This is a genomic window from Methylobacterium sp. P5_C11 (assembly GCF_054049775.1).
In genome coordinates, this window is the sequence record NZ_JBFULS010000020.1 from 22,525 (window position 1) to 48,385 (window position 25,861).

A 25,861-nucleotide genomic window follows, 5' to 3' on the forward strand; every position below is an offset into this window, starting at 1 on the left:
GTCGGCGACGGTGAGCTTGGCCTTGGCGCTGAGCGCTTCTTCCTTGGACCCGTCAGACTCTGGTTTGAGGAAGGGAAGTGGAAGGCGGGAAGTGGACAGGTGGTAGGGCGAGACGGACCCCCATCATACCGGCTGAAGCGTCCCGGCGCTTCGCGTTGACGTTGCGGCTTCCCCCCGGGAGCCCAGTTACCTGAGCGGATTAGGACCGCTTAAAAACTCCTATGTGTCAGTTTGCCTTGAGAAGGCAACAAATTTTTCTCGTTATCACCTACGTCAGAAGCGGTTCTTCCACGCCCTTAAGGCGACGAACACCGCTTCGGGATCGCTTTCCCGCGGCATATCGACGGATCGGGCCAGGGCCGGCCGCGCGCTTCGCAGGAAGGGATTGGTCGCCCGCTCGGCACCCATGGTCGACGGGATCAGGAAACGGCCCTCCGCCTTGGCCTGCTCGGCCTCGGCGAAACGCGCTTTGAGGTCCGGGTTGTCCGGGTCCGCCGCCAGGGCGAAGCGGGCGTTGGAGAGTACGTAGTCGTGGCCGCTGAAGACCTGCGTCGCGTCGGGCAGGTCGTCGAAGCGTCGCAGCGACCGGTAGAGAGTCTCGGGCGGGCTCTCCATCACCCGGCCGCAACCCAGGGTAAACAGCGTGTCCCCGGCGCAGACGAGGCCGGCCTCTGCGAACCAGTAGGTGACGTGGTCGGCGCAGTGTCCCGGCGTCTCCCAGACCTTGGCCTCGAGTCGGCCGACCCTCACGATGTCGCCCTCGCGCACCGTGACGTCCACCTGCGGGACCGCATCGCCGGCCTTGGCGGGCGCGACGACCCGGGCACCGGTGGCCTGTTTCACTGCGGGGATGCCCTCGACGTGGTCGCCGTGCCGGTGCGTGACCAGGATGTCGGTCAGCCGCCAGCCGGTCTCCTCCAAGGCCTTCAGGACCGGTTCGGCCTCCGGCACGTCGATCGCCGCGCAGGCCCCGGTCTCCGGATCCCGGATCAGTACGCCGATATTGTCGCTGCGGCAGAGGAAGGTGCGAATCTCGGTCTCGGCGGCCATCGGACGGGATCTCCCAGGGGCGCGAAAGGGCGCGAAATCTGTTGCCGTGAACAGGCGATGGTCCGGGCGGGTTCCTCAGGCGCTTGCCGCGCGCCCCGCGGCTCACCATTGAGTACGAAGACCGTTCCGTCCGCGAACTCCTGTTCCTCCATGCGTCTCGACGTCAACGGCTTGCGGGCCTTCTACGCCAGTCCCCTGGGCCGCACGACGCACCGGGTGGTCGGCCGCGCGCTACACGGGTTCCTCGGCTCCGTCTCGGGGCTGCGCGTCCTCGGGATCGGCTACGCGACACCGTATCTCGGGCCGATCCACTGCATCGCCGAGCGCACGCTCGCGTTCATGCCGGCCAGCCAGGGCGTCGTGAACTGGCCGGGCACCGGCCGCTCCTGCGCGGCCCTCGCCGATCCCACCATGATGCCCCTGCCGGAGGCGGCCATCGACCGGGTGATCCTGGTCCACGCCCTCGAATCGGTGGAGAGTCCGACGGAGCTGCTGCAGGAGGTCTGGCGGACCCTCACGCCGGGCGGCCGGATGATCCTCGTGGTGCCGAATCGCCGGGGGGTCTGGGCGCGCCGGGAGGCGACGCCGTTCGGTCACGGGCAGCCCTACAGCCGCTCGCAACTCGGCCGGCTGATGCGGGACACGCTGTTCTCGCCGGTGAGCTGGTCCGAGACCCTGTACATGCCGCCGGTGCGCTCGCGCCTGATGCTGCGCACCGGCCCGGCCTGGGAGCGGCTCGGCACCAGCCTGTCCCTGCCCTTCGCCGGCCTGCACGTGGTCGACGCCACGAAGCAGCTCTACCGGCCGGTCGCCGTGCAGCAGGTGCGGCGCGCCCGTCGCCTCGCTCCGGCCCGGGTCCTGGTGCCGGCCCCCTCTCCAGGCTGACCCGGATGCGCGACACAGGCGTCCGGTGGACGATGATCCAGGACAGCGCGCGACACGGCCGGCCCCGATGAGCATCGACTTCACCGTCCAGCAATTCCTGCTCGCCCTCTCGGCGCTGTTCTCGATCGTGAATCCGATCGGGGGGGCCTTCATCTTCGCGCAGGTCACGGGCGCTTTCAGCCACGCCGAGCGCGTGCTGCTGTCGCGCCGGATCGGCGTCTACGCCGCCCTGGTGATGCTCGGAGCCCTGTGGGCGGGCACGCCGATCCTCAACTTCTTCGGCGTCACCCTGGGCGCGTTGCGGATCGCCGGCGGCCTCGTGGTCATGTCGTCGGCCTGGACGCAGCTGAACCGGCCGGAGGCGCGGGAGGCGCGCAAGCAGGCGGAAGCCTCGGGGTCGGCGGATCGCCCTGCGGTTCCGGCGGAACCGCAGGGCGATCCGGCGCCCGGGCCGCTCGCCGATATCGCCTTCTTCCCGCTGACGCTGCCCTTCACCACGGGGCCCGGCACGATCGCGGTGGCCATCACCCTGGGCGCCAACCGGCCCGCGGCTTACGCGGAGCGGTTGAGCTTCTACGGCGGCGTGACGCTGGCGGCGCTGGTGGTCGCCGCCACGGTGGCGGTGCTCTACGCCTCGGCGGACCGGGTCGTCGCGCTCATCGGCCCGGCCCGCGCTCGGGTGACCGGGCGCCTGTTCGCCTTCCTGCTGCTCTGCGTCGGAACGCAGATCCTGATCAACGGCCTCATGGACGTGTTCGCCCCCCTGGCGGCGTCACGCTGACGGCCGGGCTGCGTGCGGAGTCGGACCGGCTGGCGGCACCGCACCTGAGCCGCCGAACGCCGCGACGTGCCTAGGAGGCTGCGTGCCGGCGGCCGGTCGGCATCTCCAAAAAGCCGCCGACGATCCTGAATGCGCGAGCGACTGCGATTCGCGAAAGGCTGGCATTGGCTCGGCTTGGATCCAGCTGGAAGGCAGATCGTCGCGTTGGATCGAACCGCGTTCCATCCCAATGAAGGGCCGTATTCATTCGAATTTTTACATCGAATGGCAGCTTTTATTTCTATAGATCTGCGTATAATATGTATTGAATAGATATATATAGATATTGTCTGGTAAACTTTCGAGCGTGATTGTTTGTTAATGTTCGCGATATAGAGCCAGATTGGCGAGGACAACTGATCAGGTAAGGCTTGCATCCCGTGGTATCCCGCGCAAGATCTTTCTGGAACTCGGCCGCTGCAGAACCGAGCGTCGCGGGTCAATCCGCTGGCGACATGGAACCATCAACGGAGTGCAGTGCGTGGCGAGGGACGCCATTCCGAAGCCCCACCGGCGGCGCAACGGGCCTGGACGACGCGTGGCTCGGAATCACCGCGTCCGGTCTTTCCCCTGTCCGGGGCACGGCCGCGCGCCGCGCCGGGCGGAGCGAGGCCGGAACCGCCGGGACCCGAGCGCTGCCCGGCTCCGGTGCTCTCCGGTCCGATGCCGGCGCGGGCATGACCGAATTTTCCGACCGAGAGGGACCGAAAATTCCGGATCCGGCCGCGCCATCGAGGCCCGTGTGCCGCCCGCTCGACGCCCCCTGACCCCGTGAACCCCAACCCCGCCCGGAACCTGTGCCGGGCGTCCCGCGCGTCCGGAAGCCGATCCGCGCGCATCAGCAAGGAGACATCGCATGACCGACGGTACGCAGATCAAGGTCCCGGCTTGGTACAGCCCGGATGAGATCCAGGACATCCAGCGCGACCTTCTGGGCGCCGCCGCAAAGATCCTCGTGCTCTGCCTGGGCGGCAAGGGCGGCGTCGGCAAGACCACCATCGCTCTTCAGGTCGCCGACCTCTGCGCGGAGGTCGGTCCTGTGCTGGCGATCGACACCGATCCGGCCAACCGGCACTTCCACACGGCGCTGATGCAGGAAACCAGTCCCGGCAGCGACGCTTTCGTTCCCCGTCGCCCGGGCGTCGCCGGCTTCCGGCAGCGCCTGCGCGCCGAGGACAGCACGGGCCGCGTCGATCCGACCCTGTGTCAGGACCTGATCGAGCGGGTGATCGAGACGGCCGAGCGCTTCATCGTGGTCGACTTCCCGGCCGGCGATACCGAGACCACCCGCCGCTGCACCGAGATCATCGTGGAGAGCTGCCGGGAGGCGAATGTCCGCCTCGCCGTGGTGGTCGCGGCCGGTGCGGTCGATCCCACCGCCCTGGAGGTGCTCAGGGAACTTCGGCCGATGCTGATCGAGTGCGATCGGGCGATCCTGGCCAAGAACACGGCCCAGGCGACCAATTTCGACTATCTCGAAACGTCCGATCTCGTGCGCGCGCTGCGCAAGCAGTCGAATTTCCGCGTCATCGAGATCGAACGGATCGGCGAGCGGCTGATCGAGGCCCTGCGCGTGCAGCACATGACCTGGCAGGACCTGGCGAACGGCGCGCCGATGCGCCTGCGGGTCGAAGGCCGCCGCCTGCGGCGCAACTTCCACACGGCGTGGCGGGATGCGCTCCGGCCGTGACCAACCTCGAGCGGTTCTACCGGTCGGTCCACGGCCGCGATCTCCAGCCCTGGGAGCGCCAGCTCGCCGTGCGGATCGCGGCCGCCCTGAACACCACGACGGACGACGACTTCGTCGTCCACCTGCTCCTCGTGTACATGTCCACCAACGCCATCACCAACATGTACAACGAGCTGGTCGCGGCCCGGAACAGCATCGCCGAAGACAGCAGAGCCCTGACCCAGACGTTCACGGGCGATCTGCGCCGCAACAGGGTGATGACCTATGGGCTGATCGGGATCGCAGCCTTCGGCCTCCTCACCAGCGCCGGGCTCCTCGGCATCGTCCTCAATCTGTCACACGGCTCCGCGGCCAACGAGACGCGCCTCGCCGCCGCGCTGGAGGCCTGTGAGCGGCGCGCCCCGGCCGGCGGCCCGCCGGGTTTCGGGGTCGGTCGCTGACCGGGGCGGGGCTGCGCCGTCACGGCCCGGCCCCCGCAACGGTCCTGCCTTGGCCGCGTCGGTGATCCACGCGGTGCACGGCTATTCGAGACGGACGGACACGCTGTCGCTGGCGCCGGTCGCATCAAGCACCGAGATCCGGGCGAAGCCCGCACCGCCCGGGACCCACTCGGCCCGGCGCCGCGGCGTCTGCACCACCGGCTGGCCATCGACCAGCCAAGTGAGCGGCGGGACGCCGCCCAGCGCCTTGAGGGCGAGGCCCGGATTGCCGTCCGCCGCGCCATGGCCGTCCGTCGCGAGGCCGAGATCGATCCAGGCGCCGTCCGGCGGATAGGCGATCCGCAGGACCGGTCCCTGCGTGTCGGGCGTCTCGCGTCCGAAGTGCCGCAGCGGCGGCGGCAGGCCCCCCGTCCCGGCGACGAGCGCATCCCGCGGCTGCAAGACCGCCTCGGGCTCGATCCCGAGGCGCGCGAAGGCGTCGAACAGGATCGGCGCCGCGACCGTGCGGCCCACGAGCCCCGGCACGGCGGCGCCGTCCGGCCTCCCAGCCCAGACGACGATCGTCGCGTGCCGGTCGAACCCGGCCGCCCAGGCGTCGCGGTACCCGTAGGAAGTGCCGGTCTTGTAGGCGATGCGGTTCGGGAGGGCGTTCTCCGGCGGCGGCGTCCCGCGCAGGATGTCGGCGACGTACCAGGCGGCCACGGGCTCCGCGACCCTGCGAGTGGATTCGGTCGCGGCCCCATCGGCGCGGCGGATGAGGTCCGGCACCGCACCGCCGCGGGCGAGTCCGGCATAGAGGCGCGCGAGGTCGGTGAGCGTGATGCCGAGGCCGCCGAGGGCCACCGGAAGACCCGGGGCCGCCTCGCGCGGGAGCTGGATCGCCGCCCCGGCGGCGCGCAGCCGCGCGATGAAGCGGGCGGGACCGACGGCATCCATCAACGCGACCGCGGGCACGTTGAGCGAGAGCTGCAGGGCACGCCGGGCCGTGACCGTGCCCTGGAAGGTCAGGTCGAAATTCTCCGGGGCGTAGCTCGCCGAGAAGCGGGCCGGCCGGTCCTCCAGCAGCGTCTCGGGATGGGCGAGTCCGTCCGCGAAGGCCATGGCGTAGACGAACGGCTTCAGCGCCGAGCCGGGGGAGCGCACCGCCAGCGTCATGTCGATGGCGCCGCGCCGGTTTTGATCGAGGTAGCCGGCGCTGCCCACCTGGGCCAGCACCCGCCCGTCACGGTTGTCGATAACGAGGATCGCCACCGAGAGGTCCGGGCCGGCGGCGGCCGCGCGCTCGGTGGCGAGCGCTTCCAGCCGCTCCTGCAGGCGCCCGTCGATGGCGAGGCGGATCATCGAGGCCCCGGAATCTGCCGCGACGGCCTCCTCGGCGGCGTGCGCCGCGAGCATCGGGAAGGGCTTGCGCGCCGCCGGGACCGGCTCGGCGCGGGCGGCATCGGCCTCCGCCGGGGTCAGGACGCCCTGGGCGGTGGCGACCGCGAGAACGCGGTCCCGGGCGGCGCGGGCGCGTTCCGGAAACCGGTCCGGACGGCGGGTCTCGGGCGATTGCGGCAGGGCGACGAGCAGCGCCGCCTGTGCCGCGGTCAGCCGGACCGGCTCCCGCCCGAAATACGCCACGCTCGCCGCCCGCACGCCCTCCAGCGGCCCGCCGTAGGGCGCGAGCGCGAGGTAGAGATCGAGGAGGCCGGATTTGCCGAGACGCCGTTCCAGCATGACCGCCCGCACCATCTGGCGGAGCTTGGCCGCGAGCGAGCGCTCGCCCCGCGGCTCGACCAGGCGGGCCACCTGCATCGACAGGGTCGAGGCGCCCGAGACGATGCGGCCTCGGGTCAGCCACTGGAACGCGGCGCGCAGCACCGCGGCCGGGTCGATCCCGGGGTGGCGCGCGAACCGGCGATCCTCGTAGGCGAGCAGCATCGCCCGGTAGCGCGGATCGACGGCCTCCGCGGTGACCGGCAGGCGCCAGCGCCCGTCCGCCGTCGCGAAGGGCCGCAGGAGGGTGCCGGACCGGTCCAGCACCACGGTCGAGCGCGCTGCGGCGGCGGCGAGGTCGAGGGGCGGCAGCGCCCGGGCATAGGCCCAGAGGCCGCCGGCTCCGGCCGCCAGCATCCCGAGCCCGAGCGCCGCAGCTCCGAGGGCCGAGCGTAGGCCCAGCCGTCGTCCCCGCGATGCCGCCCTCTGCCTCGGATCGAACCCGTCGTGCGGCACGCAATCTCCCGGTTCCGGCTCCGCTGGCGGAGGATCCCCGGTTCCCGCGCAGCCGACAAGTCCCCGGGAAGCCCGACAGGTTGAGAGCGGGCGTCCGTGCCTGCTCGGTCCGCGCCTACGCCAGACCGATCCCGCGCAGTCCCGCGAGGGACGGTCGATCCGGGCGCTGCACCCGAATCGGGAAGGGCACGACGTTGGAGGGGGTCCCGGCGAACCCGGTCTCGGGTGGGGGGGCCGTGTCGCGCGCCGTGTCGCGCACCTTGCCGTGCTTCCCCCAGCGCTCGATCCGCTTGAAATACGTCCGCCTCGCCAGCCAAGCCGGAATGCGCCTGCCCTTTTGCATGATCTGCCCCTCGCCGATGCGACCCGCGACGCGCCATACAGTCCGCCGATCCGAGCACGCCAAGCGTTTCGAATCAGGGCTGTATTCGTGATACGAGCGAATCCCGTGCAGCACCGCATCCCCCGTTTGGGTGACGCAGGGCACGGGCGCGCGGGTCAGGCCGCCGCGATTTCCTTCGCCCGCTCCAGCGCGAGCTTGGTGACGCTCACTTGGTCGATCTTGCCTGTGCCGAGCATCGGGATCGTCTCAAGCACCACCACCTCGGCGGGAATCGCCACGTCCGAGGCGCCGCGGCTCTTCGCGAAGCTCTGGTAGGCCGCCCGGGTCGCGTCCTTCTCCTGCGTGAACAGGATCAGCCGCTCGCCCTTGCGGGCGTCCGGCACCGCCGCCACCGCGCTCAGGCGATCCGGCCAGAGTTCCGCGGCGAGCGCCTCGACGCCGGCAAGGGAAATCATCTCCCCGGCGACCTTGGCGAAGCGCTTCGCCCGGCCCTTGATGGTCACGAAGCCCATCGGGTCGATCGCCACGATGTCGCCGGTGTCGTGCCAGCCCCCCGGCGGCGGCTCGAGGACGCCCGGCTTCTCGGCGCGCAGGTAACCCAGCATGATGTTGGGTCCGCGCAGGGACAGGCGTCCCCCCTCCTCGATCCCCGGCACCGGCTCCAGGCGGGTCTCGATCCCGGGCAGGATCCGGCCGACCGTGCCGAAGCGGTTGAACATCGGCGTGTTGAGCGCCACCACCGGTCCGCACTCGGTGACGCCGTAGCCTTCCAGGATGCGCAGGCCGAATTTTTCAGCCCAGGTCCTCCGGGTGGTCTCCTTCACGGCCTCCGCGCCGGCCACGACGTAGCGGAGGGAGCGCAGGTCGTAGGAATGGGCCGCCCGGGCGTAGCCCGTCAGGAAAGTGTCGGTCCCGAACAACACGGTGCTGTTCGAGCCGTAGATCAGCTCCGGCACGATCCGGTAGTGCAGCGGCGACGGGTAGAGATAGACCGGCACCCCCGAGACCAGGGGCAGGACCAGCCCGGCCGTGAGGCCGAAGGCATGGAAGACCGGCAGCACGTTGAACACCTTGTCGGTGGGGCCGAAATCGATCCGGGCCGCCACCTGCGCCACGTTGGCCAGCATGCAGCGGTTGGCGAGCACCACGCCCTTCGGCGTGCCCTCGCTGCCCGAGGTGAACAGGACCGCCGCCGGATCCTCGCCCGAGCGCGTCACCAGGGGGCGCCGGGGGCTCAGCAGCCCGCGGAACTTGTCGGCCTTGGTGATGGTCGCCCGCACGTCCTCCAGATAGACGAGGTCGATGGAGCCGCGGATCGCCTCCACCAGCGCGCCGAGGCGCCCCTTCTCGATGAAGGCGCGCGAGGTCAGGATCCTGTCCACCTGCGCGGCTCGGCAGGCCGAGAGGACGTTGGCGGGACCGGCCGAGAAGTTGATCATCGCCGGCACCCGGCCCGCGGAGGCCAGGGCGAACAACGTCACCGCGGCACCGTTGGCGTTCGGCAGCATCACGCCGATCCGGCCGCCCTCGGGGGCCAGCGGCATCAGCTTGCGGCCGAGCACGTTCGCGCCCATCACCAGGCGGCTGTAGGTCAGGCGGCCGCCGACCGGGTCCTCCAGGGCGTTGCGGCCCCAGCCGTGACGCTCCCCCGCCGCGATCAGCGCCGCCATCAGGCCGCGGTCGATGTCGGTCGTGCGGAACAGGAGGTCCGACATGATCCCGTAGAGGGCGGCTCCCGCCGCCTGCCGGCGCGCCTTGCCCTTGAGCGCGGGGTCCACCGTCAGGCGCACCGGCGGCATGACCGTCACGGTTACCTTCGGCCACCAGCGGCGGCGGACCTGCCCGCGCGACAGACGCGAGAACGCGGTGCGCTCCAGCCCGTCGATCTTCACGGGCACCACCATGGCCCCCGCCTTGTCGGCGATCAGTCCGGCGCCGTCGTACACCTTCATTAGGCTGCCGGTGACCGTGAGCCGGCCCTCGGGAAAGATGATCAGCGTCTCGCCGCTCTTGACCGCGTTGATCAGCGTCCGCGTGGCCAGGGGACGGGTCGGGTCGAGCGGCATCGCCTTGGTGACGCGCAGGAACGGGCGCACCCACCAGCGCTGCGCGATCCCGCTGTCGATCGCGAAGACCGGCTCCTGATCGAGGAGGGACAGGGCGAGCGGCGCATCGAGGAACGACACGTGGTTGAGGGCGACGATACAGTTCGGCCCGGCCGCCGCGATGTTGTCGAAGCCGCGGACCTCCAGGCGGTAGAAGGCCCGGAACAGGATCGACAGGGCATCCCGGAACGGGCTCGTCTGGAGGGTCGCAAACACGACCGCACCGACGACGAGGTTCAGAACCGCCACCACGGCGAGCAGGTGCGCGATCGAGAGTCCGGCGCCTTGAAGGGCCGCCAGCGCCAGGGTGCCGGCCACCATGAAGGCCGCCGTCATGACGTTGACCGCGCCGATGATGCGCGCCCGCATCGCCTTCTCGGCCCAAGCCTGCACGGCCGCGAAGGACGGCACGATGTAGAGGCCGCCGGAGATCGCCAGCCCCAGGAAGTCGATGCCGGTGCGCAGGCCGTGGCCGGTCCGCAGGAAGTCGAAGGGGCCGATGGCGTCCGCGGGCGGCGCCGGCAGATGTCCGACTGTCCAGGCGAGGTCGAGGCCGAACAGGCCCATCAGCACTGCACCCACCGGCGTCGGGAGCAGCACGATCCGGCCGCTGGCGAGCCACGAGGCGAGGCCCGACCCGAGCGCGATGCCGATGGAGAACAGCGCCAGCAGCAGCGTGATCACCGTCTCGGTGCCGTTGAAGGCGCCGCGCACCAGCACCGGCAGCAGCGACAGGATCACAACGCCGACCAGCCAGAACCAGCTCACGATCAGCGAACCGCGCCACAGCCGCGTATCGGCCCAGAGGTCGCGCAGCAGCGCGTAGGTCGAGCGGGCGATGTTCGGATCGATGCGCAGGTCCGGCGCCCCCTCCCCGGTCGCCGGGATCATCCGGGCCGAGAGCCAGCACAGGACGGCAAAGCCCATCACCAGGGCGCCGAACACGACGCCGGATCCGCCCATCGCCGAAGCCGCGCCGGCCGCGATCGTGCCGAGCAGGATCGCCAGGAAGGTCGCGGCCTCCACGAGGGCGTTGCCGGCGGGCAGTTCCTCGCGGCGGAGGTGGTCGGGCAGGATCCCGTATTTGATCGGGCCGAACAGGGCCGCGATCGTCCCGAACAGGCCCAGCGCCACGAACAGCACCGGTACGGAATGGAGCAGGAAGCCGATCACAGCGGTGCCGGCCGCGAAGATCTCGGCGAATTTCAGCCGCCGCGCCATCAGCGCCTTGTCGTACCGGTCTGCCCACTGGCCACCGAGACCCGACAGGATGAAGAACGGCCCGATGAACACGGCGCTCGCGAGCGTCACCAGCACGCCCGCATGGGCATCCGCCTGGCCGCCGATCCCGAACAGGATCAGGAAGGCGAGCGCGTTCTTCAGGAAATTGTCGTTGAATGCCGAGAAGAACTGGCACCAGAACAGCGGCGCGAAGCGCCGCGCAGTCATCAGGCTACGGAACATGGCGGTCTCTCGGTTCCGAACCTGACTGGCCCACGAGAGACGGTCAGGTCAAATCGGACCGATGCGAACGCACAGGAGTCATGGTCGCGGCGTTGCCGGACCGTGCGAACCGGCACCGCGCCGCGGCTGACCTCAGGGTCTGCGCACGAGACGGGCTTTGGCCGGGCTGGCGGCCCCGGTGCGCCGGGCGATGAAGGCGTGCAGGGAAGCGCCGAGGTCGTAGGACCAGGTGACGTGGGCCACGAGCGTCGAGATCATGAAGAGCGCGGCCCCGGCCGCGCAGGCCGGCACGATCAGCAGAAAGGTCAGGACCATTCCGACCGCGGTCCGCTCACCCAGGGAGGCTTGCGGCCAGGGATCGATCGGCAGGGAGACGCGTCGTCCATAGCGCATGGCCTCGACCCTCGATGGTTCGGCACGTCGCGGTACAGACTCAACAGCGGCCAACGCCGGACGTTGCGTCGCCGGTTCCGATAATCGCCGACCCCCGTGACGTTGCGGCTCGCGGCGGCGGCGCAACCGAGTGGATCGCACCGGGTTGCCGCTTCGATCCTTTGACGGTTTTGAGGTGGGCATGGCACGGGTTGCGGTCGTTACCGGGGGCACGGCCGGGATCGGGCTGGCCACGGCGCATGCTCTCGCCGCCCACGGCTGGTCGGTGGCAGTGATCGCGCGTGATGCGGGTCGTCTCGCGGCGGCGGAGCGGGCGCTCGCCGCTTACGGTCAGCCGGTGCTGGCAATCGGCGCCGACGTTGCGGATGCGCAGGCCGTGGATGCGGCTGCAAGCCGGGTGGAGCGCGAACTCGGCCCGATCCGTGCCTGGGTGAACAACGCCATGTCGACGGTGGTCAGCCCGGCCGACCAGATCTCCCCCGACGAGTACCGGCGTGTCACGGAGACCACCTATCTCAGCCAGGTCTACGGGACTCTCGCCGCCCTGCGCTTCATGAAGCGGCGCAACCGCGGTGCGATCATCCAGGTTTCGTCCGGCCTCGCGATCCGGGCCGCGCCCTTGCAGGCGCCCTACTGCGCGGCGAAATTCGCGGTCTCGGGCTTCACCGACGCCCTGCGCTGCGAGCTGCTCCACGACGCGGTCGATGTCAGCCTCAGCGTCGTCTATCTGCCGGCGGTGAACACGCCCCAGTTCAACTGGGCGCGCAACCGGACCGGCCACCGGCAATACGCCCCGGACCCAGTCTTCGACCCGCGGCTCTGTGCCGAGGCGATCCTGTACGCCGTCGAGCACCCGCGCCGGGAGGTCTGGGTCGGGCGCTCGTCGATGATGATGGCCGCCGCCCAGGCGCTGGCGCCGAGCCTCGCCGACCGCAAGGCCGCCTCCATGTGGTCGGCGCAGCTCTCCGACGAGACCATTTCCGCGATGGACGGCAACCTCTATGACCCCGTGCCCGGCCCGGTCGGGATCGACGGGCGGTTCTCGGGTCGGACCAAGGCGAGCCGGACCGAATTCGTCACGAGCCGCACCCGCGACCTCGTGGTCGGCGGCCTCGCCGGGCTGGCGCTGATCGGGCTCGCCGGCACCGTCCACGCCGCCCGCTCGGCCCGCCGCCTGCCCGGGCGGACGTGACGGCTGCGTCCGGTCGCGCCGCCTGTTACACGAGCCGCCTCCGAGGAAGGTCCGAGACGATGCCCGGCTATCTGCCCTTCGCGGGCGCCCTGAAGCTGCCCGCCTTCACCTGCGACAATTGCGGGTTCTGGCAGCGCCACTTCGAGACGCCGGCCGCCTGCCCGATGTGCCTCGATGCCCGCCATGTCGTGCCCCAGGACGGCTGGCGTTTCCGCACCACCCGGGAGGCGCAGGACGCCTTCCCGTGTCACTGGCAGGAGCTGGAGCCGGGGGTGTGGCGCTTCTGGAACGAGCCGGTCTCCGGCATCGGGCCTTCCGCGTACCTGATCCAGACCGAGCACGGGAACATGGGCTTCGAGGGCTGCCCGGTCTTCAGCGAGGCCGCCCTCGACCAGATCGAACGGCTCGGCGGCATGGCGGTGCTCTCGGCCTCGCATCCGCATGCCTACGGGGCGCTGCCGCAGCTCCAGGACCGGTTCGACCCGGAATTGTGCCTGCCGGCGGCCGACTTCACCTGGAGCGCGGCCCTGCAGGTGAGCTGGCCCTACGACGACTTCCTCGAGCCCCTGCCGGGCCTGGAGCTGCACCGCACCGCGGGCCATTTCGACGGCCACGCCATCCTGTACGACCGGTCGCGGAAGATCTGCTTCTGCGGCGACGCCCTGAAGTTCGAACTCGACCCCGCGGATTTCCGCCGGGCCACGACGGTCTCGGCCCATAAGGCCTTCGTGCGCGGGGTACCGCTCACCCCCGGGGAGCTGCGCCGCTACCGCGACGTGTTCGAGCGCCTCGACTTCGTCCAGACTTGGACGCCGTTCGAGCCCGCGCGCAATTGCGGGCGGGCGGAGGTGCTGGCGCTCCTCGACCAGTTGTTGGGCGGTCGGTCCCATGCCGCCCCGGTGCCGCTCGAGGGCCTGCGGGTTCAGGGGCGATAGGGCGGCCTGCGTAGCTCAGACCGCCCGCACGCCGTCGAGGAACCGGTGGACTTCGGCGGCGAGGTGCCCAGCCTGGCGGGACATGTCGGCGGTGGCTCCCAACATCGTGTCGGCAGCCGTCCCGGTCGCCGTCGCCGATTCGGCGACGCCCACGATGCTGCCTGTGACTTCGGCCGTCCCCTGTGCCGCCTGACCGACGTTGCGCACGATCTCCTGCGTGGCCGCGCCCTGCTCCTCCACCGCGGCGGCGATCGAGGCCGCGACGCCGTCGATCTCCCGGATCCGCGCCGTGATCGCCCCGATCGCCGACACCGCTTCGCCCGTGGAGGCCTGAACCCGGGCGATCTGCCCGGAGATCTCCTCGGTCGCCCGCGCGGTCTGCTCGGCGAGCGCCTTCACCTCGGAGGCGACCACCGCGAAGCCGCGGCCCGCCGCGCCTGCCCGGGCCGCCTCGATGGTGGCGTTCAAGGCCAGCAGGTTGGTCTGCCCGGCGATCGAGGCAATCAGCCCGGCGACGTCACCGATGCGCGATACGGCCGCGCTCAGCTCATGAACCAGCGCGCCGGTCTGGTCCGCCTCCTCGACCGCCGCCCGCGCCAGCTTGGCCGAGCCATCGACCCGCCGGCCGATCTCCTGCACGGACGAGCCGAGTTCCTCGGCCGCCGCCGCGACCGTATTGACCCGGGAGGCGACATCCTCCGCGGCCACCGCGACCGTCCCGGACTGGCCCGAGGTCCGGCCGGCCAGGGTCGACATGGAGCCGGCGATGGTCTGCAGCTCGGCGGCGGAGGCCGAGACCTGCTCGACAATGCCGCCGACAGCAGTTTCGAAGCCGTCGGCCATCTGCCGTATGCCGAGCCGCCGCTGCTCCTCGGCCGCCAGCCGCGCCCCTTCCGCTTCTGCCTCCAGCGCCCGCGTGCGGATCAGGTTGTCCCTGAACACCTGCACGGCCTTGGCCATCGCGCCGACCTCGTCGCTGCGTCCGATCCCGGGCACGGCCGTTTCGGCCGCCCCGCCCGAGATCGCCCGCATCGCGGCCGACAGGCGGTCGATGCCGCGCACGACGCGGAAATGGATGACCCAGGCCGCCGAAACCGAGAGCGCGACGGCGAGGATCGCGATGGACAGGAAGATCTGGAAGGCGCCTGCCGCCTCCCCGACGCGCAGCTCCGCCCGCGCCTCGACGGCCTTCATCAGGGCGATGGCCGTGTCGTCGATCAGCAGCAGTCCTTTAAATTGCCCCTGCTGCCAGGTCTTGATCTCGTCGTCGGACGGCAACCGGCCGGCCTCGACGATCGGGGCGACCAACCGCGTGCGCAGGCGGTCGAACGCGCCGGTGAAGTACTGGTCGTCCGCAGCGCGGTAGGCGGCCATCACGGCGTCGGGCGTGCGCGTCGAAGACAGGATCTGGCCCGTCATCGACCAGGCCATGGCGGCGCGTGTCCGGACCGCGCGGAGTTCATTGCGCTCGTCTGCGGTCAGGGTCCGGTTGTTGAAAACGACGCCGTAGACCGTGGCGCCCTCTGTGCCGCTGTTGGTGCGCGCCAGCCAAACCGTCGCGTTGGCGTCGAGCATCCAGCCCGCGCCGGGGTCGAGGGTCCGGATCTGCTTCTCGAGTCTGGAGGCCAGGGCTTCCAGGCACCGCGTGGTCTCCAGGCCCAGCTCGGTGACCCGCTTCCGCAGGGCCTTGTCCCGCGCCTCCAGGGGCTGGTCCATGGCGGCATCGATGTCCCGACGCAGCTGGGTCCAAGCCCCGATCGAGGCGCTGAGCGCGCCGGCCGCCTGACTGACCGCCGGTTCCGGATCCTCCGAAAGCCCCTGCAGGGTGACGGCGACGTTCTCGTCGAGTTGCTGGCGGCGGTCGAAGATCAGGTCCTTCCGGTATTCGCGGTTCACTTCGGGCGCGTCGGCGAGCGCCAGCCCGCTGTAGCCCGACTCGAACCGGAAATGCGTCCGGCTCAGGAACAGGCTGCGATCGAGCGCCGCGTACGTGGCCACGGATCGTGATGCCGCTCTCTGTCGAACGCTCAGGGTCAGCTCGTAGATCGGCACCCCGATGGCTGGCAGGCTCAAGAGAATTGTCATCAAGATCAGCACGTTGCGAATCGATATGCGCAGCATGTGTTCGGTCTCTGGCGCAGCGGGCGCGGCGGCGTGATCCAAGTACCGGACCGCAATGTCAAGCAGACAGGCCGAGATCAGGATCCATCTTGACTTCAGATTTTGAAGCAGAAAGCTTTCAAAATTGGCGCCAGTGAGTGTCCAGATATCAAACTTTGCGAAGTGAAGATCGTTTTTGATGGGATTGTATTGAGGGCGTCGGGTGATGAATCGTACGCGGCGCGGACTTGCCGCGCGCGGAAAGAGCGGGTGACAAGGGCGCGTGGCGTCCGGACTTCCCCGTCGCATCGGCTGTGCCAGCCTCGGCCTCAGGGCTGGTGGAGCGGGTCGTTCTCCAGGCGGATCGGCTGGCCGTGGGGCGTCGCGTCGGCGGCCCGGAGGAACGCCGCGGTGCGTGCCGCGACGCTCTCGGGTCCGGCCACGCCACGCTCGGCCAGGAGCGCTTCCAGCGTGGCGAGCCACGCGCCGTAATCGGCCGCCCTCTCGGGGGCGTCTGCGGGGCGAATCTGCCGGCCGAGGCGGTCCGCCCATTCCGACCACGTGAACAGCCCGGCCTCCCGCAGGGAGACAACCATGGCGAAGACCTGCGCCTCCCAGGGGGCCGCGAAGGTGCTCGGCGCGGGATCGGTCACGCGGGATCCAGGTAGGGTTCGAAGGCCGCGACGGTGACGTGGCCGCCCGGATCGCCGTGCTCGCCCCACAGGTCCTGCGCGGTGAATGCGACGGTGTAGAGCCAGCTCGGGTGCTCGCCCGCGCGATAGGCGTTGGTGTCGGGGAAGACGAAAGCCCCGTCGACGCGCACGATCCGGCCGGGCTTGCCGCGTACGTAGCGCGGCAGCCGCGTATGGCCGGTGGGGTAGATGTTGCGGGCGCGGACGGCATCGCCGACCGCGAATCGGGCCGGGGCATCGGGGGTACGGCTGCTCGGGAATCCGGCCCGGAACCGCGCCTCCAGATCCCCGCTGGCCAGGATCCGGGCGACGGGTTTGGCCGGCTCCGCAGACGCTCCGTCCTCGATCTCGGCCTGCGTCGCCAGCCCTGTCGCGACGACCTGCTTCTCCAGCGCCTTCAGCCAGATCTCGTAGTAGCTCGACGACAAGTACTCGGCGGGTGGCAGCGATTCGCGGGTGGCGCGGCTGCCGTCGAGATTCCAGGCGCCGGTGTAGCCCATGGCCATCGCCATCGCGAAGACCCGGCGTTCCCACGCGGCGTGGAACACCGGCTCGCCCGGCTCCGGCACGACCGGCCCGAAGCCGTGACTACCGCCGAGATCCTGGGCGCCGTTCATACCGGCCTCTCCACGGGTGCGGCCGGAATGCCCCTGGGCAGACCTGTGCCGATCATCGAATCGCGGGTGACGAGGGCGGCGAGCGCTTCCTCGGACAAGCCCTCGGTCTGCGCGGGCCGCATTGGCAGGACCATGTAGCGGGTCTCGGCGGTCGAATCCCAGACGGTGATGCGGGTGGTCTCCGGAAGCGTCACCCCGAATTCGGCGAGGACCCCGCGGGGATCGATCACCGCCCGGGCGCGGTAGGGGGGTGCCTTGTACCAGACCGGCGGCAAGCCGAGCACCGGCCAGGGGTAGCAGGAGCAGAGGGTGCAGACGACGAGGTTGTGGGTCTCGGGGGTGTTCTCGACCACCACCATGTGTTCGCCGCCGCGGCCGCCGATGTCGAGTTCGGCGATCGCCGACGTGGCGTCGGCCAGGAGCCGTGCCCGATACGCGGGATCGGTCCAGGCCCGCGCCACGACGCGCGCGCCCGCATGCGGGCCGACCTTGGTCTCGTAGAGTTCGACCAGGGCGTCGAGGGCCGCCGGATCGACGTAGCCCTTCTCGGTGAGCAGGGATTCCAGGGCGCGCACCCTGGCCTCCACGGGCGACAGTTCGCTGCCGTGGTGGTGATCGTCGTGATCATGCCCCGGATGCGCGTGAACGTGGCTCATCCCGTTCTCCTCAAGACGCGTAGTCTGCATCCACTCGCAGCCAGCCGCCACTCCCTGGGCGCCGGCACAGGTCGGCTACGCGCCCGCCGCGCGATGCTTAAATTCCCTGACACATTCGGGAGCGTTTGGCATCGGTTCAGGATTATGCAGATACGGACGTTAGAGGGATTCCAGTATACTGACGTTGGAGGCGAAAACGTTCATGACCGATGACGCTGCCGAGCTGTCAGAAGCCGTCGCGGGCGACCGGGACGCGCCCGCCTACGCCGCAGCGATCGGACAGCATCTCGCCCTGCCGATCCGGGATTACTTCAAGGTCGTCGAGCAGGAGCCGCTGCCCTCGCAGCTCGCGACTCTGGTGGCCCGCTTCGAGGCGGCGGTCACGGCGCAGGGCGCGACGATCCCCTTCGACTTCCGCGGGGATATCATCAGGGCGCTTCCGGCCCTGCGCACCTTCGCGCTGTCGCTGGTCGGGGACGTGAGCCGCGCCGATGACCTGGTCCAGGAGACGTTCGTGAAGGCCTGGGCCAATCAGGGGCGTTTCCGGCCCGGCACGAACTTCACCGCGTGGCTGTTCACGATCCTGCGCAACCAGTTCTACACCGACCTGCGCAAGACGCGCCGGGAGGTCGAGGACGTGGACGGGACGCATGCCGGCCAGATGACCAGTCCGTCCGACCAGGAGGACGCCACCACCCTCAAGGTCGTCTGGGAGCGCCTCGGCGACCTGCCTTCGGCGCAGCGACAGGCGCTGCTGCTGGTGGGTGCCGAAGGCCATACCTACGAGGAGGCCGCGACGAAGCTCGGCTGCCAAGTGGGGACCGTGAAGAGCCGGGTGAGCCGGGCGCGGTCGTCGCTCCTGGACACCCTCGGCGTCGTGGTGTCGGGCCAGGCGCCGGCTGGCTGAGGAAGCGGCGGCGCGCCTGACTCCGCGGAGGCGATCCGGGTCCCGCTCCCTTCGTCAGGACAGATCCCGAACGGTCCACGCTGGCGGCGCCCGCCAAGCCGGGCGGGCGCCGCAGTGGTGGCTCGGGGATCCCCTGCCGAGAGCCCGGACACGCAGGCCGCATCCTCCTGCATCGTTCCGCCGCTCTGCCGTGTGCTCAGCCGACGCGCGATGCGCAGGGTGGAGAATCCGAACATCCCACCTTCACACGGGCGGCCGGCGCAGGTGCCAGTCGCTCGCCCGCTGGTAGGCCTGCCCGATCCGCAGCGCCGTCGCCTCGTCGTAGCCCCGGCAGACGATCTGGAGCGACAGCGGCAGTCCGGCGGCGGTGAAACCGTTCGGCAGCGCCAGGGCGCAGAGATCGAGCAGGTTGCCGAACCGCGTGAAGCGAGACGGCAGGTGCGCCTCCTCGACCTCCGCGAGCGCGACGGCCGCGCACTCCGTGGTCGGTGTCAGCAGGGCATCGATCCCCTCCAGGGCGGCGGCGTAGTCCCGCTTCATCGCGGCGCGGCGGTGGAGCGTGCCGAGATAATCCTGCGCCGAAACCTGCGCACCGGCCAGGATCCGCGCCCGCACGGCGTCGCCGAGCTGCGCGGACGGATCCTCCGCGAGGGTGCCGTTGACGAAATAGGCTTCCGCATTGGTGATCTGGTTCATGGCCACGCACTCGCTGAACCGGAACGGCAGCGTCACGTCCACGATCTCGGCCCCGAGCCCGGCGAGGAGGTCGAGGGCCGCGTCGTAGGCGGCCAGCATGTCGGCGGCGACGCCCTCCCGCTCGGCACCCGGCATGCGGCCGAGGCGCAGGCCGCGCACGCCACGGTTCAGGCCGGGCCAGGGCGAGTCCGGCTGGATGCCCCGGGTCGTCGCATCGCTCGGATCGGGACCCGAGATCGCCTCGTAGAGGAGCGCGACGTCCTCCACCGTGCGGGCGAGCGGGCCGGGGGTATCCAGCGTCATCGAGAGCGGGACGATCCCCCACGTCGAGACGCGCCCGACCGTGACCTTGAGCCCCGTCAGCCCGCAGAAGGCGGCGGGCAGGCGGACCGATCCGCCGGTATCGGTCCCGATGCCCCAGGGCGCCATCCGCGCCGCCACCGCGACGCCGGTGCCGCTGCTCGACCCGCCGGGGGTGCGCGGCGTCTCGGGATCCCAGGGGTTCCAGGGTGTGCCGAGATGCTGGTTGGTGCCCCAGCCGCCATAGGCGAACTCGACGGTGTGGGTCTTGCCGAGCACGATCATGCCCTGCGCGATCAGGCGCCGGGCGATGGTCGCCGTGCGCTCGGCCCGCCGCGCCCGGTGGGCGGCCGAACCGCCCATGGTGATCCGACCCTCCAGGTCGATGAGATCCTTGAGCACCACCGGAACACCATGGAGCGGACCCACCGCGTGGCCCGACCGGATCGCCCGGTCGGCGCCCTCGGCGGCGAGGCGGGCATCGGCCGCGAAGACCTCCGTGAAGGCCTGGAGCTTCGGCTCCAGCGCCGCGACGCGGTCGAGCAGCGAGTCGACCGCGTCGACCGGCGAGAGGCTGCGCGACCGGAAGGCGCGGCCCAGTTCGGCCGCGGCGGCGTGGGCGGGATCGAGATCGGGCATCGGCTTACTGCACGCTGACGAGGGTGAGGTCGACGAACCAGGATTGCGGAGAGACGAAGCCGTGGATCTTCTTCGACATCCCGCGGGGATTGAGGTCATGCACGACGAACAGCCAGGGTGGGTTATCTACGAGGCGCTCGTTCGCGATCTTGGTCTGCGCGTCGATCACCTTGGCGTCGGTGGTCTCGGCCAGCGCCTTCAGGGCGGCGTCAAATGCCTCGTCCTTCCAGTTGGGGAAGTTGAAGCCGGCCGGCGGGAACCGGTCGCCCGCGAAGTAGCGGGCCATGACGGCGGCGTCCGACGAGGGCGAGGAGACGTTCAGCGCCATCGATCCCTGGAGGCTCGGCGTGTCCGGCTGCAGGCGGCTCGCGTTCAGGAGCACCTGCCACTCGACCACGTTGAAGCTGAGATCGACGTTGCAGGCCTGCTTCAGGTTCTCCTGCAGATACTCGTTCATCGGCATGGGCAGCATCTGGCCCGAGCCGGAGGACGAGATCATCACCTTGAGGCTGAGCGGCTTCTTGTCGGTATAGCCGGCCTCGGCCAGCAGCGCCTTCCCCTTGGCGGCATCGTACGAGTAGCGGTTCTTCGGCGACCCGAAATTCGGATCCTTGTCGTTCAGCCAGCCCGAGGCCGGCTCCGCCGTGCCGTTGAGAAGCTCGACGATGCCGGCGCGATCGATGCAGTAGTTGAGCGCCTGCCGGACGCGCACGTCCTTCAGCGGGCTGTCCTTGGCGCCGATGTTGTAGATGTAGGGCCAGACATGCGGGTAGGAGCCCGTGGTGATGGTGAAGCCCGCCTGCTTCAGCGACGGGATCGCGTCCGGGGCCGGCACCTCGATCCAGTCGACCTGCCCGGCCCGCAGGGCTGCGACCCGCGCGTTCGCCTCCGGGATCGGCAGCAGCCGGACCTTGTCGACCTTGGCCATCCGGTTCGGATCCCAGTAGCCGTCGTACCGGGCGAGATCGACCGCCTCCCGCGGGGCGACCCGGGTGATCTTGAACGGACCCGTGCCGGCCGCCGGCAGCGCCGCGACCTTGCTCCACTCGCGTCCCGCCTTCTCGAAGGAGGTCGGTGAGGTGAACAGCAGGTAGACCACCATGTAGGGAAAGTACGAGGCGACCTGGGTGGTGGTGATCTGAACGGTCGCGTCGTCGATCTTCTTGTAGCTGCCGACCAGCGGCGCCCGGGCGCGGGAGATGCCGGCCCCCTGGGGCTCGAATTGCGGGCTGTCGTTCTTGAAGTAGCGGTCGAGGTTCCAGATCACCGCGTCGGCGTTGAACGGTGTCCCGTCATGGAACTTCACCCCCTGGCGCAGGTGGAAGGTCCAGATCGTCTTGTCGGTCGGGTCCTGCTCCCAGCGCTCGGCCAGCGCCGGGACGATCCCGGCGAGCTTGGTCGTGCTCGTCAGGTCCCACTGCACCAGCCCCTCGAAGATCGGATAGCCGAGGAAGCGCATGCCCTCGAACCCGTTGTTGGGCATCCCCGTCGTCGTCGGGATGTCCGTGGCGGTCATCGCGATGCGCAGCACGCTCTCGGCGCTGGCCTGCCCCGTGAGAGCCACGGAACCGGCCAGGGCGGTAGCAATCAGGCGGCGAAGTGTCATGGGAGCCCGTTCGTCGAAGTTGCGGTGCGCGAACCGCAAATCCCGCGCCATCCCCGGTGATAGCCTCCGCGTCGGGGGAAGTGGAGGTGTCAGGCTTCGCCCCTTGCGCACCGCGCCCGCTGCGCCACGATAATAAAAAATGCGAGTCGCCGGCCGATGCCGCCGGACCGTGAGGGAGTCGCCCGTGAGTGATGGAAACCCGAGCACCATGAACGGGGCCGAGAGCCTGGTCCGAACCCTCGTGGACGGCGGGGTCGAGGTCTGCTTCACCAACCCCGGGACCTCCGAGATGCACTTCGTGGCCGCCCTCGACCGGGTCGAGGGGATGCGCTGCCTCCTGTTCCTGTTCGAGGGCGGGGCGACCGGCGCCGCCGACGGCTATGCCCGCATGGCCGACAAGCCGGCCTCGACCCTACTCCATCTCGGGCCGGGATTGGCGAACGGGCTCGCCAACCTCCACAACGCCAAGAAGGCGCGCACCCCCGTCGTCAACATCGTCGGCGAGCACGCGACCTACCACCGGGAGTACAACGCGCCGCTGACCTCGGACATCGAGGGGCTGGCCCATCCGATGTCGTCCTGGGTGCGGACGGGGATGAGCGCTGCCGAGATCGGCACCGACGGCGCCGCGGCCATCGCGGCGGCCCGGACCGCGCCCGGTCAGGTCGCGACCCTGATCCTGCCGGCCAACACCGCCTGGGATCCCGGCACCGGGCCGGCCACCGTGCCTCCGATCCCCGAGCGGGCGAAGGTCGGCGACGACGCCATCGCGGCGGCCGTGCGGGCACTCCGGAGTGGCGAGCCGGTGCTCCTGCATCTCGGCGATCGGGCGGTGCGGAACGAGGGCCGGGTCATCGCCGACCGGATCGCCCGCAAGACCGGCGCGCAGCTGATGGCGATGACCTCGAATTCCCGGATCGACCGCGGTGCCGGCACCGTGCCGATCGAGCGCCTGCCCTACCCGATCGATCAGGGCATCGCGGCGCTGAAGGACTTCCGCCACGTCATCCTGATCGGCGCGACCCCGCCGGTGGGATTCTTCGCCTATCCCGGCAAGCCGAGCCTGCTGGCGCCGGAGGGCAGCACGACGATCACGCTGGCCACCCCCGAGGAGGACCAGATCGACGCCCTCGAGCGGCTTGCCGAGGCAGTCGCGGCCCCGCCCGCCCAGCCGATCGCCGCCGCGCCGCGCCCGAAGCTCCCGACCGGCGGCCCCCTCGACCAGGACACGATCGGGCAGGTGCTCGGCGCGCTGATCCCGGAGGGCGCGGTGATCTGCGACGAGTCGATCACCACGGGGCGCAACTTCTTCGCCCTGACCCGGGATGCGGCCCCCCACACGTGGCTCCAGCTCAGCGGCGGCTCGATCGGGCTCGGCATCCCGATGGCGACCGGCGCCGCCGTGGCCTGCCCCGACTGCAAGGTCATCAATCTCCAGGCGGACGGCAGCGGGCTCTACACCGTCCAGGCGCTCTGGACCCAGGCGCGGGAGCGGCTCGACGTGGTCACGCTCGTCTGGTCGAACCGCTCCTACGCGATCCTGCGGGCGGAACTCGCCAATGTCGGCGCCCTCAATCCCGGCCCGAAGGCGCTGGGCATGCTGAGCCTCGACGAGCCGGCGGTGGATTGGGTGAGCCTCGCCAAGGGCTTCGGGGTCGCGGGGCGGCGGGTCGAGACGCTTCCCGACTTCATCGAGGCGTTCCAGCACGCCCTCGCCAACCCGGGTCCGCACCTCATCGAAGTGGCCCTGTGAGCGGGACGACCTACCCGGTTCCCGGCCTCGACGGCCCGGCGGAGATCCGGATCGACCGGTGGGGGCTGGCGCATATCCGGGCCGGCACTGCGCTCGACGCGTTCCGTGCGCAGGGGTTCAACGCGGCCCGGGACCGGCTCTGGCAGCTCGACCTCTGGCGCAAGCGCGGCCTCGGTCTGCTAGCGGCGGATTTCGGGCCTGGCTACCTCGCCCAGGACCGCGCCGCCCGGCTGTTCCTCTATCGGGACGACATGGCGGCCGAATGGGCCGCCTACGGACCGCAGGACACGAAGGGCATCGTCACGGCTTTCGTGGACGGGCTCAACGCCTTCGTGGCGCTCACCGAGGCGCGCCCCGCGCTGCGCCCGCCGGAATTCGCCGTGACGGACACGCGCCCGTCCCGCTGGCGGCCGGAGGACGTTGTGCGCATCCGCAGCCACGCGCTGATTCGCAACGTACTCTCCGAGGTTGCCCGCGCCAGGGTCCTCGCCCGCGCCGGGCGCCGGGCTGACGGTCTCGCCGCGGACGATCTGCGCAAGCGCATCAGCCCGCCGCATGACCCGGTGACCCCCGACGGGCTCGACGCCGCCGACTGGCCGGACGATCTGCTGGACGGGTTTCGTCTGGCCACCGCCGCGGTCGGCTTCACGCCCGAACGGATGGCCGCCGCCCGCGACGAAGCCTGGGCCTGGAGCAAGGTCGACGCGCACGGAACCGTCACCCGCGGGCCGCGGGGCGCGCCGAAGGAGCCGGCCGAGGGCTCCAACAACTGGGTGGTCGGGCCGACCCGCACCGCCACCGGCCGACCGATCCTGGCGAGCGACCCGCACCGGGTCTACCTGCAGCCGTCGCTGCGCTACGCCGTCCACCTCACCGCGCCGGGCTTCGACGTGATCGGGGCCGGCGAGCCGGCTCTGCCCGGCATCTCCATCGGCCATAACGGGCACGCCGCCTTCAGCCTGACCATCGCGCCGATGGACCAGGAGGATCTGTTCGTCTGCGAGGCCGATCCCGCCGACCCGGACCGCTACCGCTCGGGTGACGGCTGGGCGCGGATCGCGCGGATCACGGAGAGAATCCCTGTGCGCGGCGGCCCGGACGAGACCGTGGTGCTGGGCTTCACCCGGCACGGGCCGGTGATCCGCGAGGTCGCGGGCCGCGCCTTCGCCCTGCGCACCGTCTGGTCCGAGCCGGGGAGTGCCGCCTATCTCGGCAGCCTCGCCTATCTCGGCGCCAGGAGTCCCGAGGCGTTCGGCGAGGCTCTGCGCCACTGGTCGGCGCCCTCGGTCAACCAGCTCTACGCCGATGTCACGGGCCGGATCGCGTGGTTCATGGCCGGCAAGGCGCCCTTGCGCCCGGCCCATGACGGGCTTCTGCCGGTCCCGGGCGACGGCCGCTACGATTGGACCGGCTTTCACGATCCGGGTGCGCTGCCCCGGAGCGTCGACCCGGAACCGGGCTGGCTCGCCACCGCCAACGAGATGAACCTGCCGCCGCATTTCCCCGCTGAGGATCGGAAGCTCGGGTTCGAGTGGGCCGAGCCCTGGCGCGCCCGCCGCATCCGCGCGGTGCTGGGCGGGCAAACCCGGCACAGCCTCGCCGACTCGCAGGCGCTCCAGGGCGACGTCTTCTCCGAGCCGGCTCTCCGGTTGGCCGATCTGGTGCGGGCGTTGCCGGCGGCGGCCGATCCCGACATCGCCTCGGCCCAGGCCCTGCTGGCGTCGTTCGAGGGCGCGCTGCATCACGCTTCCGCCGCCGCTGCCCTCCTTGAGATGTTCTGGGTCCGCCACCTGCGCCCGGCGCTGCTTGAGGCGCTGGTCCCCGATTTCGGCACCCGTCGCCTGCTGCCGCCCGGCGACACCCAGAGCCTGATCGAGCGGCTCGAGACCGGTCTCGAGCCGGCGGCGCGCGCGGCGCTACTGACGAAATGCCTCGGCGACGCCTGCCGCACCTGCCGGGAGCGGATGGGCGCCGACCCCTCGGGCTGGTCCTGGGGCCGCCTGCACCACGCTCTGTTCGTCCATCCCCTCACGGCGCTCAGGCCCGATTCCGGGTGGGACGTGGGTCCGCTGCCCGTGGGCGGCGCCGCGGCATCGGTCATGCACGCGGAGTATCGGACCGACACGTTCCGGCTCACACACGGCGCCTCGTTCCGCATGGTCGTCGACGTCGGCGACTGGGACCGGTCGGTCTTCATCAACGTCCCGGGTCAGTCGGGGGACCCGGGAAGGCCGCACTATGCCGATCTGGCCCCGGCCTGGGGTCGCCAGGACTACGTGCCGATGCTCTATGGCCGGGAGGCCGTGGACGCGGCCACTGAAACGGTCATCACGCTGACCCCGAGCCCCGCCTGACCGGGCGGCC

Annotated in this window: 20 protein-coding genes; 9 read left to right on the forward strand and 11 right to left on the reverse strand. The window is 70.6% G+C overall.

The genetic code is table 11. From position 1 onward, the window contains the following. Positions 1 to 273: 273 nt before the first annotated feature. Positions 274 to 1,050, reverse strand: a complete 777-nt coding sequence (gene gloB, locus ACXJKQ_RS12935; protein ID WP_457106142.1) for a hydroxyacylglutathione hydrolase — start codon at positions 1,048 to 1,050, stop codon at positions 274 to 276. A 150-nt stretch (positions 1,051 to 1,200) separates the two neighbouring features. On the opposite strand from gloB, the gene ACXJKQ_RS12940 reads away from it, so the two are divergent. From ACXJKQ_RS12940 to ACXJKQ_RS12955, 4 genes are all read left to right on the forward strand, one after another. Continuing rightward, positions 1,201 to 1,935 (forward strand): methyltransferase domain-containing protein, encoded by a 735-nt coding sequence (locus tag ACXJKQ_RS12940; RefSeq protein WP_457106143.1) that lies wholly within the window; start codon positions 1,201 to 1,203, stop codon positions 1,933 to 1,935. Between the two features lie 67 nt (positions 1,936 to 2,002). Further along, the gene (locus ACXJKQ_RS12945) at positions 2,003 to 2,716 is read left to right on the forward strand and encodes a MarC family protein (RefSeq protein WP_457106144.1); all 714 of its coding nucleotides are present in this window, start codon (positions 2,003 to 2,005) and stop codon (positions 2,714 to 2,716) included. Positions 2,717 to 3,611: 895 nt separating this feature from the next. Further along, positions 3,612 to 4,445, forward strand: a complete 834-nt coding sequence (locus ACXJKQ_RS12950; protein WP_457106145.1) for a nucleotide-binding protein — start codon at positions 3,612 to 3,614, stop codon at positions 4,443 to 4,445. Continuing rightward, positions 4,442 to 4,885 (forward strand): hypothetical protein, encoded by a 444-nt coding sequence (locus ACXJKQ_RS12955; RefSeq protein WP_457106146.1) that lies wholly within the window; start codon positions 4,442 to 4,444, stop codon positions 4,883 to 4,885. Before ACXJKQ_RS12950 ends, ACXJKQ_RS12955 begins: the two co-directional genes overlap by 4 nt. 81 nt (positions 4,886 to 4,966) lie before the next feature. Here ACXJKQ_RS12955 and pbpC read toward each other — a convergent pair whose 3' ends face one another. The 4 genes from pbpC to ACXJKQ_RS12975 form a co-directional block, all read right to left on the reverse strand. Next, positions 4,967 to 7,099 carry a penicillin-binding protein 1C gene (gene pbpC / locus ACXJKQ_RS12960; protein ID WP_457106147.1) on the reverse strand — a complete coding sequence of 711 codons (2,133 nt, stop codon included), beginning with the start codon at positions 7,097 to 7,099 and terminating at the stop codon, positions 4,967 to 4,969. 115 nt (positions 7,100 to 7,214) lie between these two features. Then, a complete protein-coding gene (locus ACXJKQ_RS12965) occupies positions 7,215 to 7,442 on the reverse strand; it encodes a hypothetical protein (RefSeq protein ID WP_457106148.1) in 228 nt (75 codons plus the stop codon). A gap of 155 nt (positions 7,443 to 7,597) precedes the next feature. Further along, entirely contained in the window at positions 7,598 to 11,011 is a 3,414-nt protein-coding gene (locus ACXJKQ_RS12970; protein ID WP_457106149.1) for an acyl-[ACP]--phospholipid O-acyltransferase, read from the reverse strand. Positions 11,012 to 11,143: 132 nt separating this feature from the next. Continuing rightward, positions 11,144 to 11,404 carry a hypothetical protein gene (locus ACXJKQ_RS12975; protein ID WP_457106150.1) on the reverse strand — a complete coding sequence of 87 codons (261 nt, stop codon included), beginning with the start codon at positions 11,402 to 11,404 and terminating at the stop codon, positions 11,144 to 11,146. A gap of 181 nt (positions 11,405 to 11,585) precedes the next feature. On the opposite strand from ACXJKQ_RS12975, the gene ACXJKQ_RS12980 reads away from it, so the two are divergent. Continuing rightward, positions 11,586 to 12,596, forward strand: coding sequence for an SDR family oxidoreductase (locus ACXJKQ_RS12980; protein ID WP_457106151.1), 1,011 nt, complete (start codon positions 11,586 to 11,588; stop codon positions 12,594 to 12,596). A gap of 59 nt (positions 12,597 to 12,655) precedes the next feature. Further along, positions 12,656 to 13,531 carry an MBL fold metallo-hydrolase gene (locus ACXJKQ_RS12985; RefSeq protein ID WP_457106152.1) on the forward strand — a complete coding sequence of 292 codons (876 nt, stop codon included), beginning with the start codon at positions 12,656 to 12,658 and terminating at the stop codon, positions 13,529 to 13,531. Positions 13,532 to 13,546: 15 nt separating this feature from the next. On the opposite strand, the gene ACXJKQ_RS12990 is transcribed toward ACXJKQ_RS12985, so the two are convergent. From ACXJKQ_RS12990 to nthA, 4 genes are all read right to left on the reverse strand, one after another. Next, positions 13,547 to 15,529, reverse strand: a complete 1,983-nt coding sequence (locus tag ACXJKQ_RS12990; RefSeq protein ID WP_457106153.1) for a methyl-accepting chemotaxis protein — start codon at positions 15,527 to 15,529, stop codon at positions 13,547 to 13,549. Positions 15,530 to 15,960: 431 nt separating this feature from the next. Continuing rightward, on the reverse strand, positions 15,961 to 16,284 hold the full coding sequence (locus ACXJKQ_RS12995) for a nitrile hydratase accessory protein (RefSeq protein ID WP_457106154.1): 324 nt from the start codon (positions 16,282 to 16,284) through the stop codon (positions 15,961 to 15,963). Then, on the reverse strand, positions 16,281 to 16,940 hold the full coding sequence (gene nthB / locus ACXJKQ_RS13000) for a nitrile hydratase subunit beta (RefSeq protein ID WP_457106155.1): 660 nt from the start codon (positions 16,938 to 16,940) through the stop codon (positions 16,281 to 16,283). Before nthB ends, ACXJKQ_RS12995 begins: the two co-directional genes overlap by 4 nt. Next, on the reverse strand, positions 16,937 to 17,596 hold the full coding sequence (gene nthA / locus ACXJKQ_RS13005; protein ID WP_457106156.1) for a nitrile hydratase subunit alpha: 660 nt from the start codon (positions 17,594 to 17,596) through the stop codon (positions 16,937 to 16,939). The genes nthB and nthA overlap by 4 nt, the downstream gene beginning before the upstream one ends. A gap of 202 nt (positions 17,597 to 17,798) precedes the next feature. On the opposite strand from nthA, the gene ACXJKQ_RS13010 reads away from it, so the two are divergent. Continuing rightward, a complete protein-coding gene (locus ACXJKQ_RS13010) occupies positions 17,799 to 18,503 on the forward strand; it encodes a sigma-70 family RNA polymerase sigma factor (RefSeq protein ID WP_457106157.1) in 705 nt (234 codons plus the stop codon). A gap of 243 nt (positions 18,504 to 18,746) precedes the next feature. Here the strand turns inward: ACXJKQ_RS13010 and ACXJKQ_RS13015 are convergent, their stop codons facing one another. Both ACXJKQ_RS13015 and ACXJKQ_RS13020 read right to left on the reverse strand, forming a co-directional pair. Next, positions 18,747 to 20,138, reverse strand: coding sequence for an amidase (locus ACXJKQ_RS13015; protein WP_457106158.1), 1,392 nt, complete (start codon positions 20,136 to 20,138; stop codon positions 18,747 to 18,749). Positions 20,139 to 20,142: 4 nt separating this feature from the next. Then, positions 20,143 to 21,744, reverse strand: coding sequence for an ABC transporter substrate-binding protein (locus ACXJKQ_RS13020; protein ID WP_457106159.1), 1,602 nt, complete (start codon positions 21,742 to 21,744; stop codon positions 20,143 to 20,145). A gap of 208 nt (positions 21,745 to 21,952) precedes the next feature. Here ACXJKQ_RS13020 and ACXJKQ_RS13025 point away from each other — a divergent pair, with 208 nt between their 5' ends. Together ACXJKQ_RS13025 and ACXJKQ_RS13030 are read left to right on the forward strand one after the other, a co-directional pair. Then, entirely contained in the window at positions 21,953 to 23,497 is a 1,545-nt protein-coding gene (locus ACXJKQ_RS13025; protein WP_457106196.1) for an acetolactate synthase large subunit, read from the forward strand. Continuing rightward, complete coding sequence (locus tag ACXJKQ_RS13030; RefSeq protein WP_457106160.1) at positions 23,494 to 25,851, forward strand: penicillin acylase family protein; 2,358 nt, start codon at positions 23,494 to 23,496, stop codon at positions 25,849 to 25,851. Before ACXJKQ_RS13025 ends, ACXJKQ_RS13030 begins: the two co-directional genes overlap by 4 nt. Positions 25,852 to 25,861: the final 10 nt, after the last annotated feature.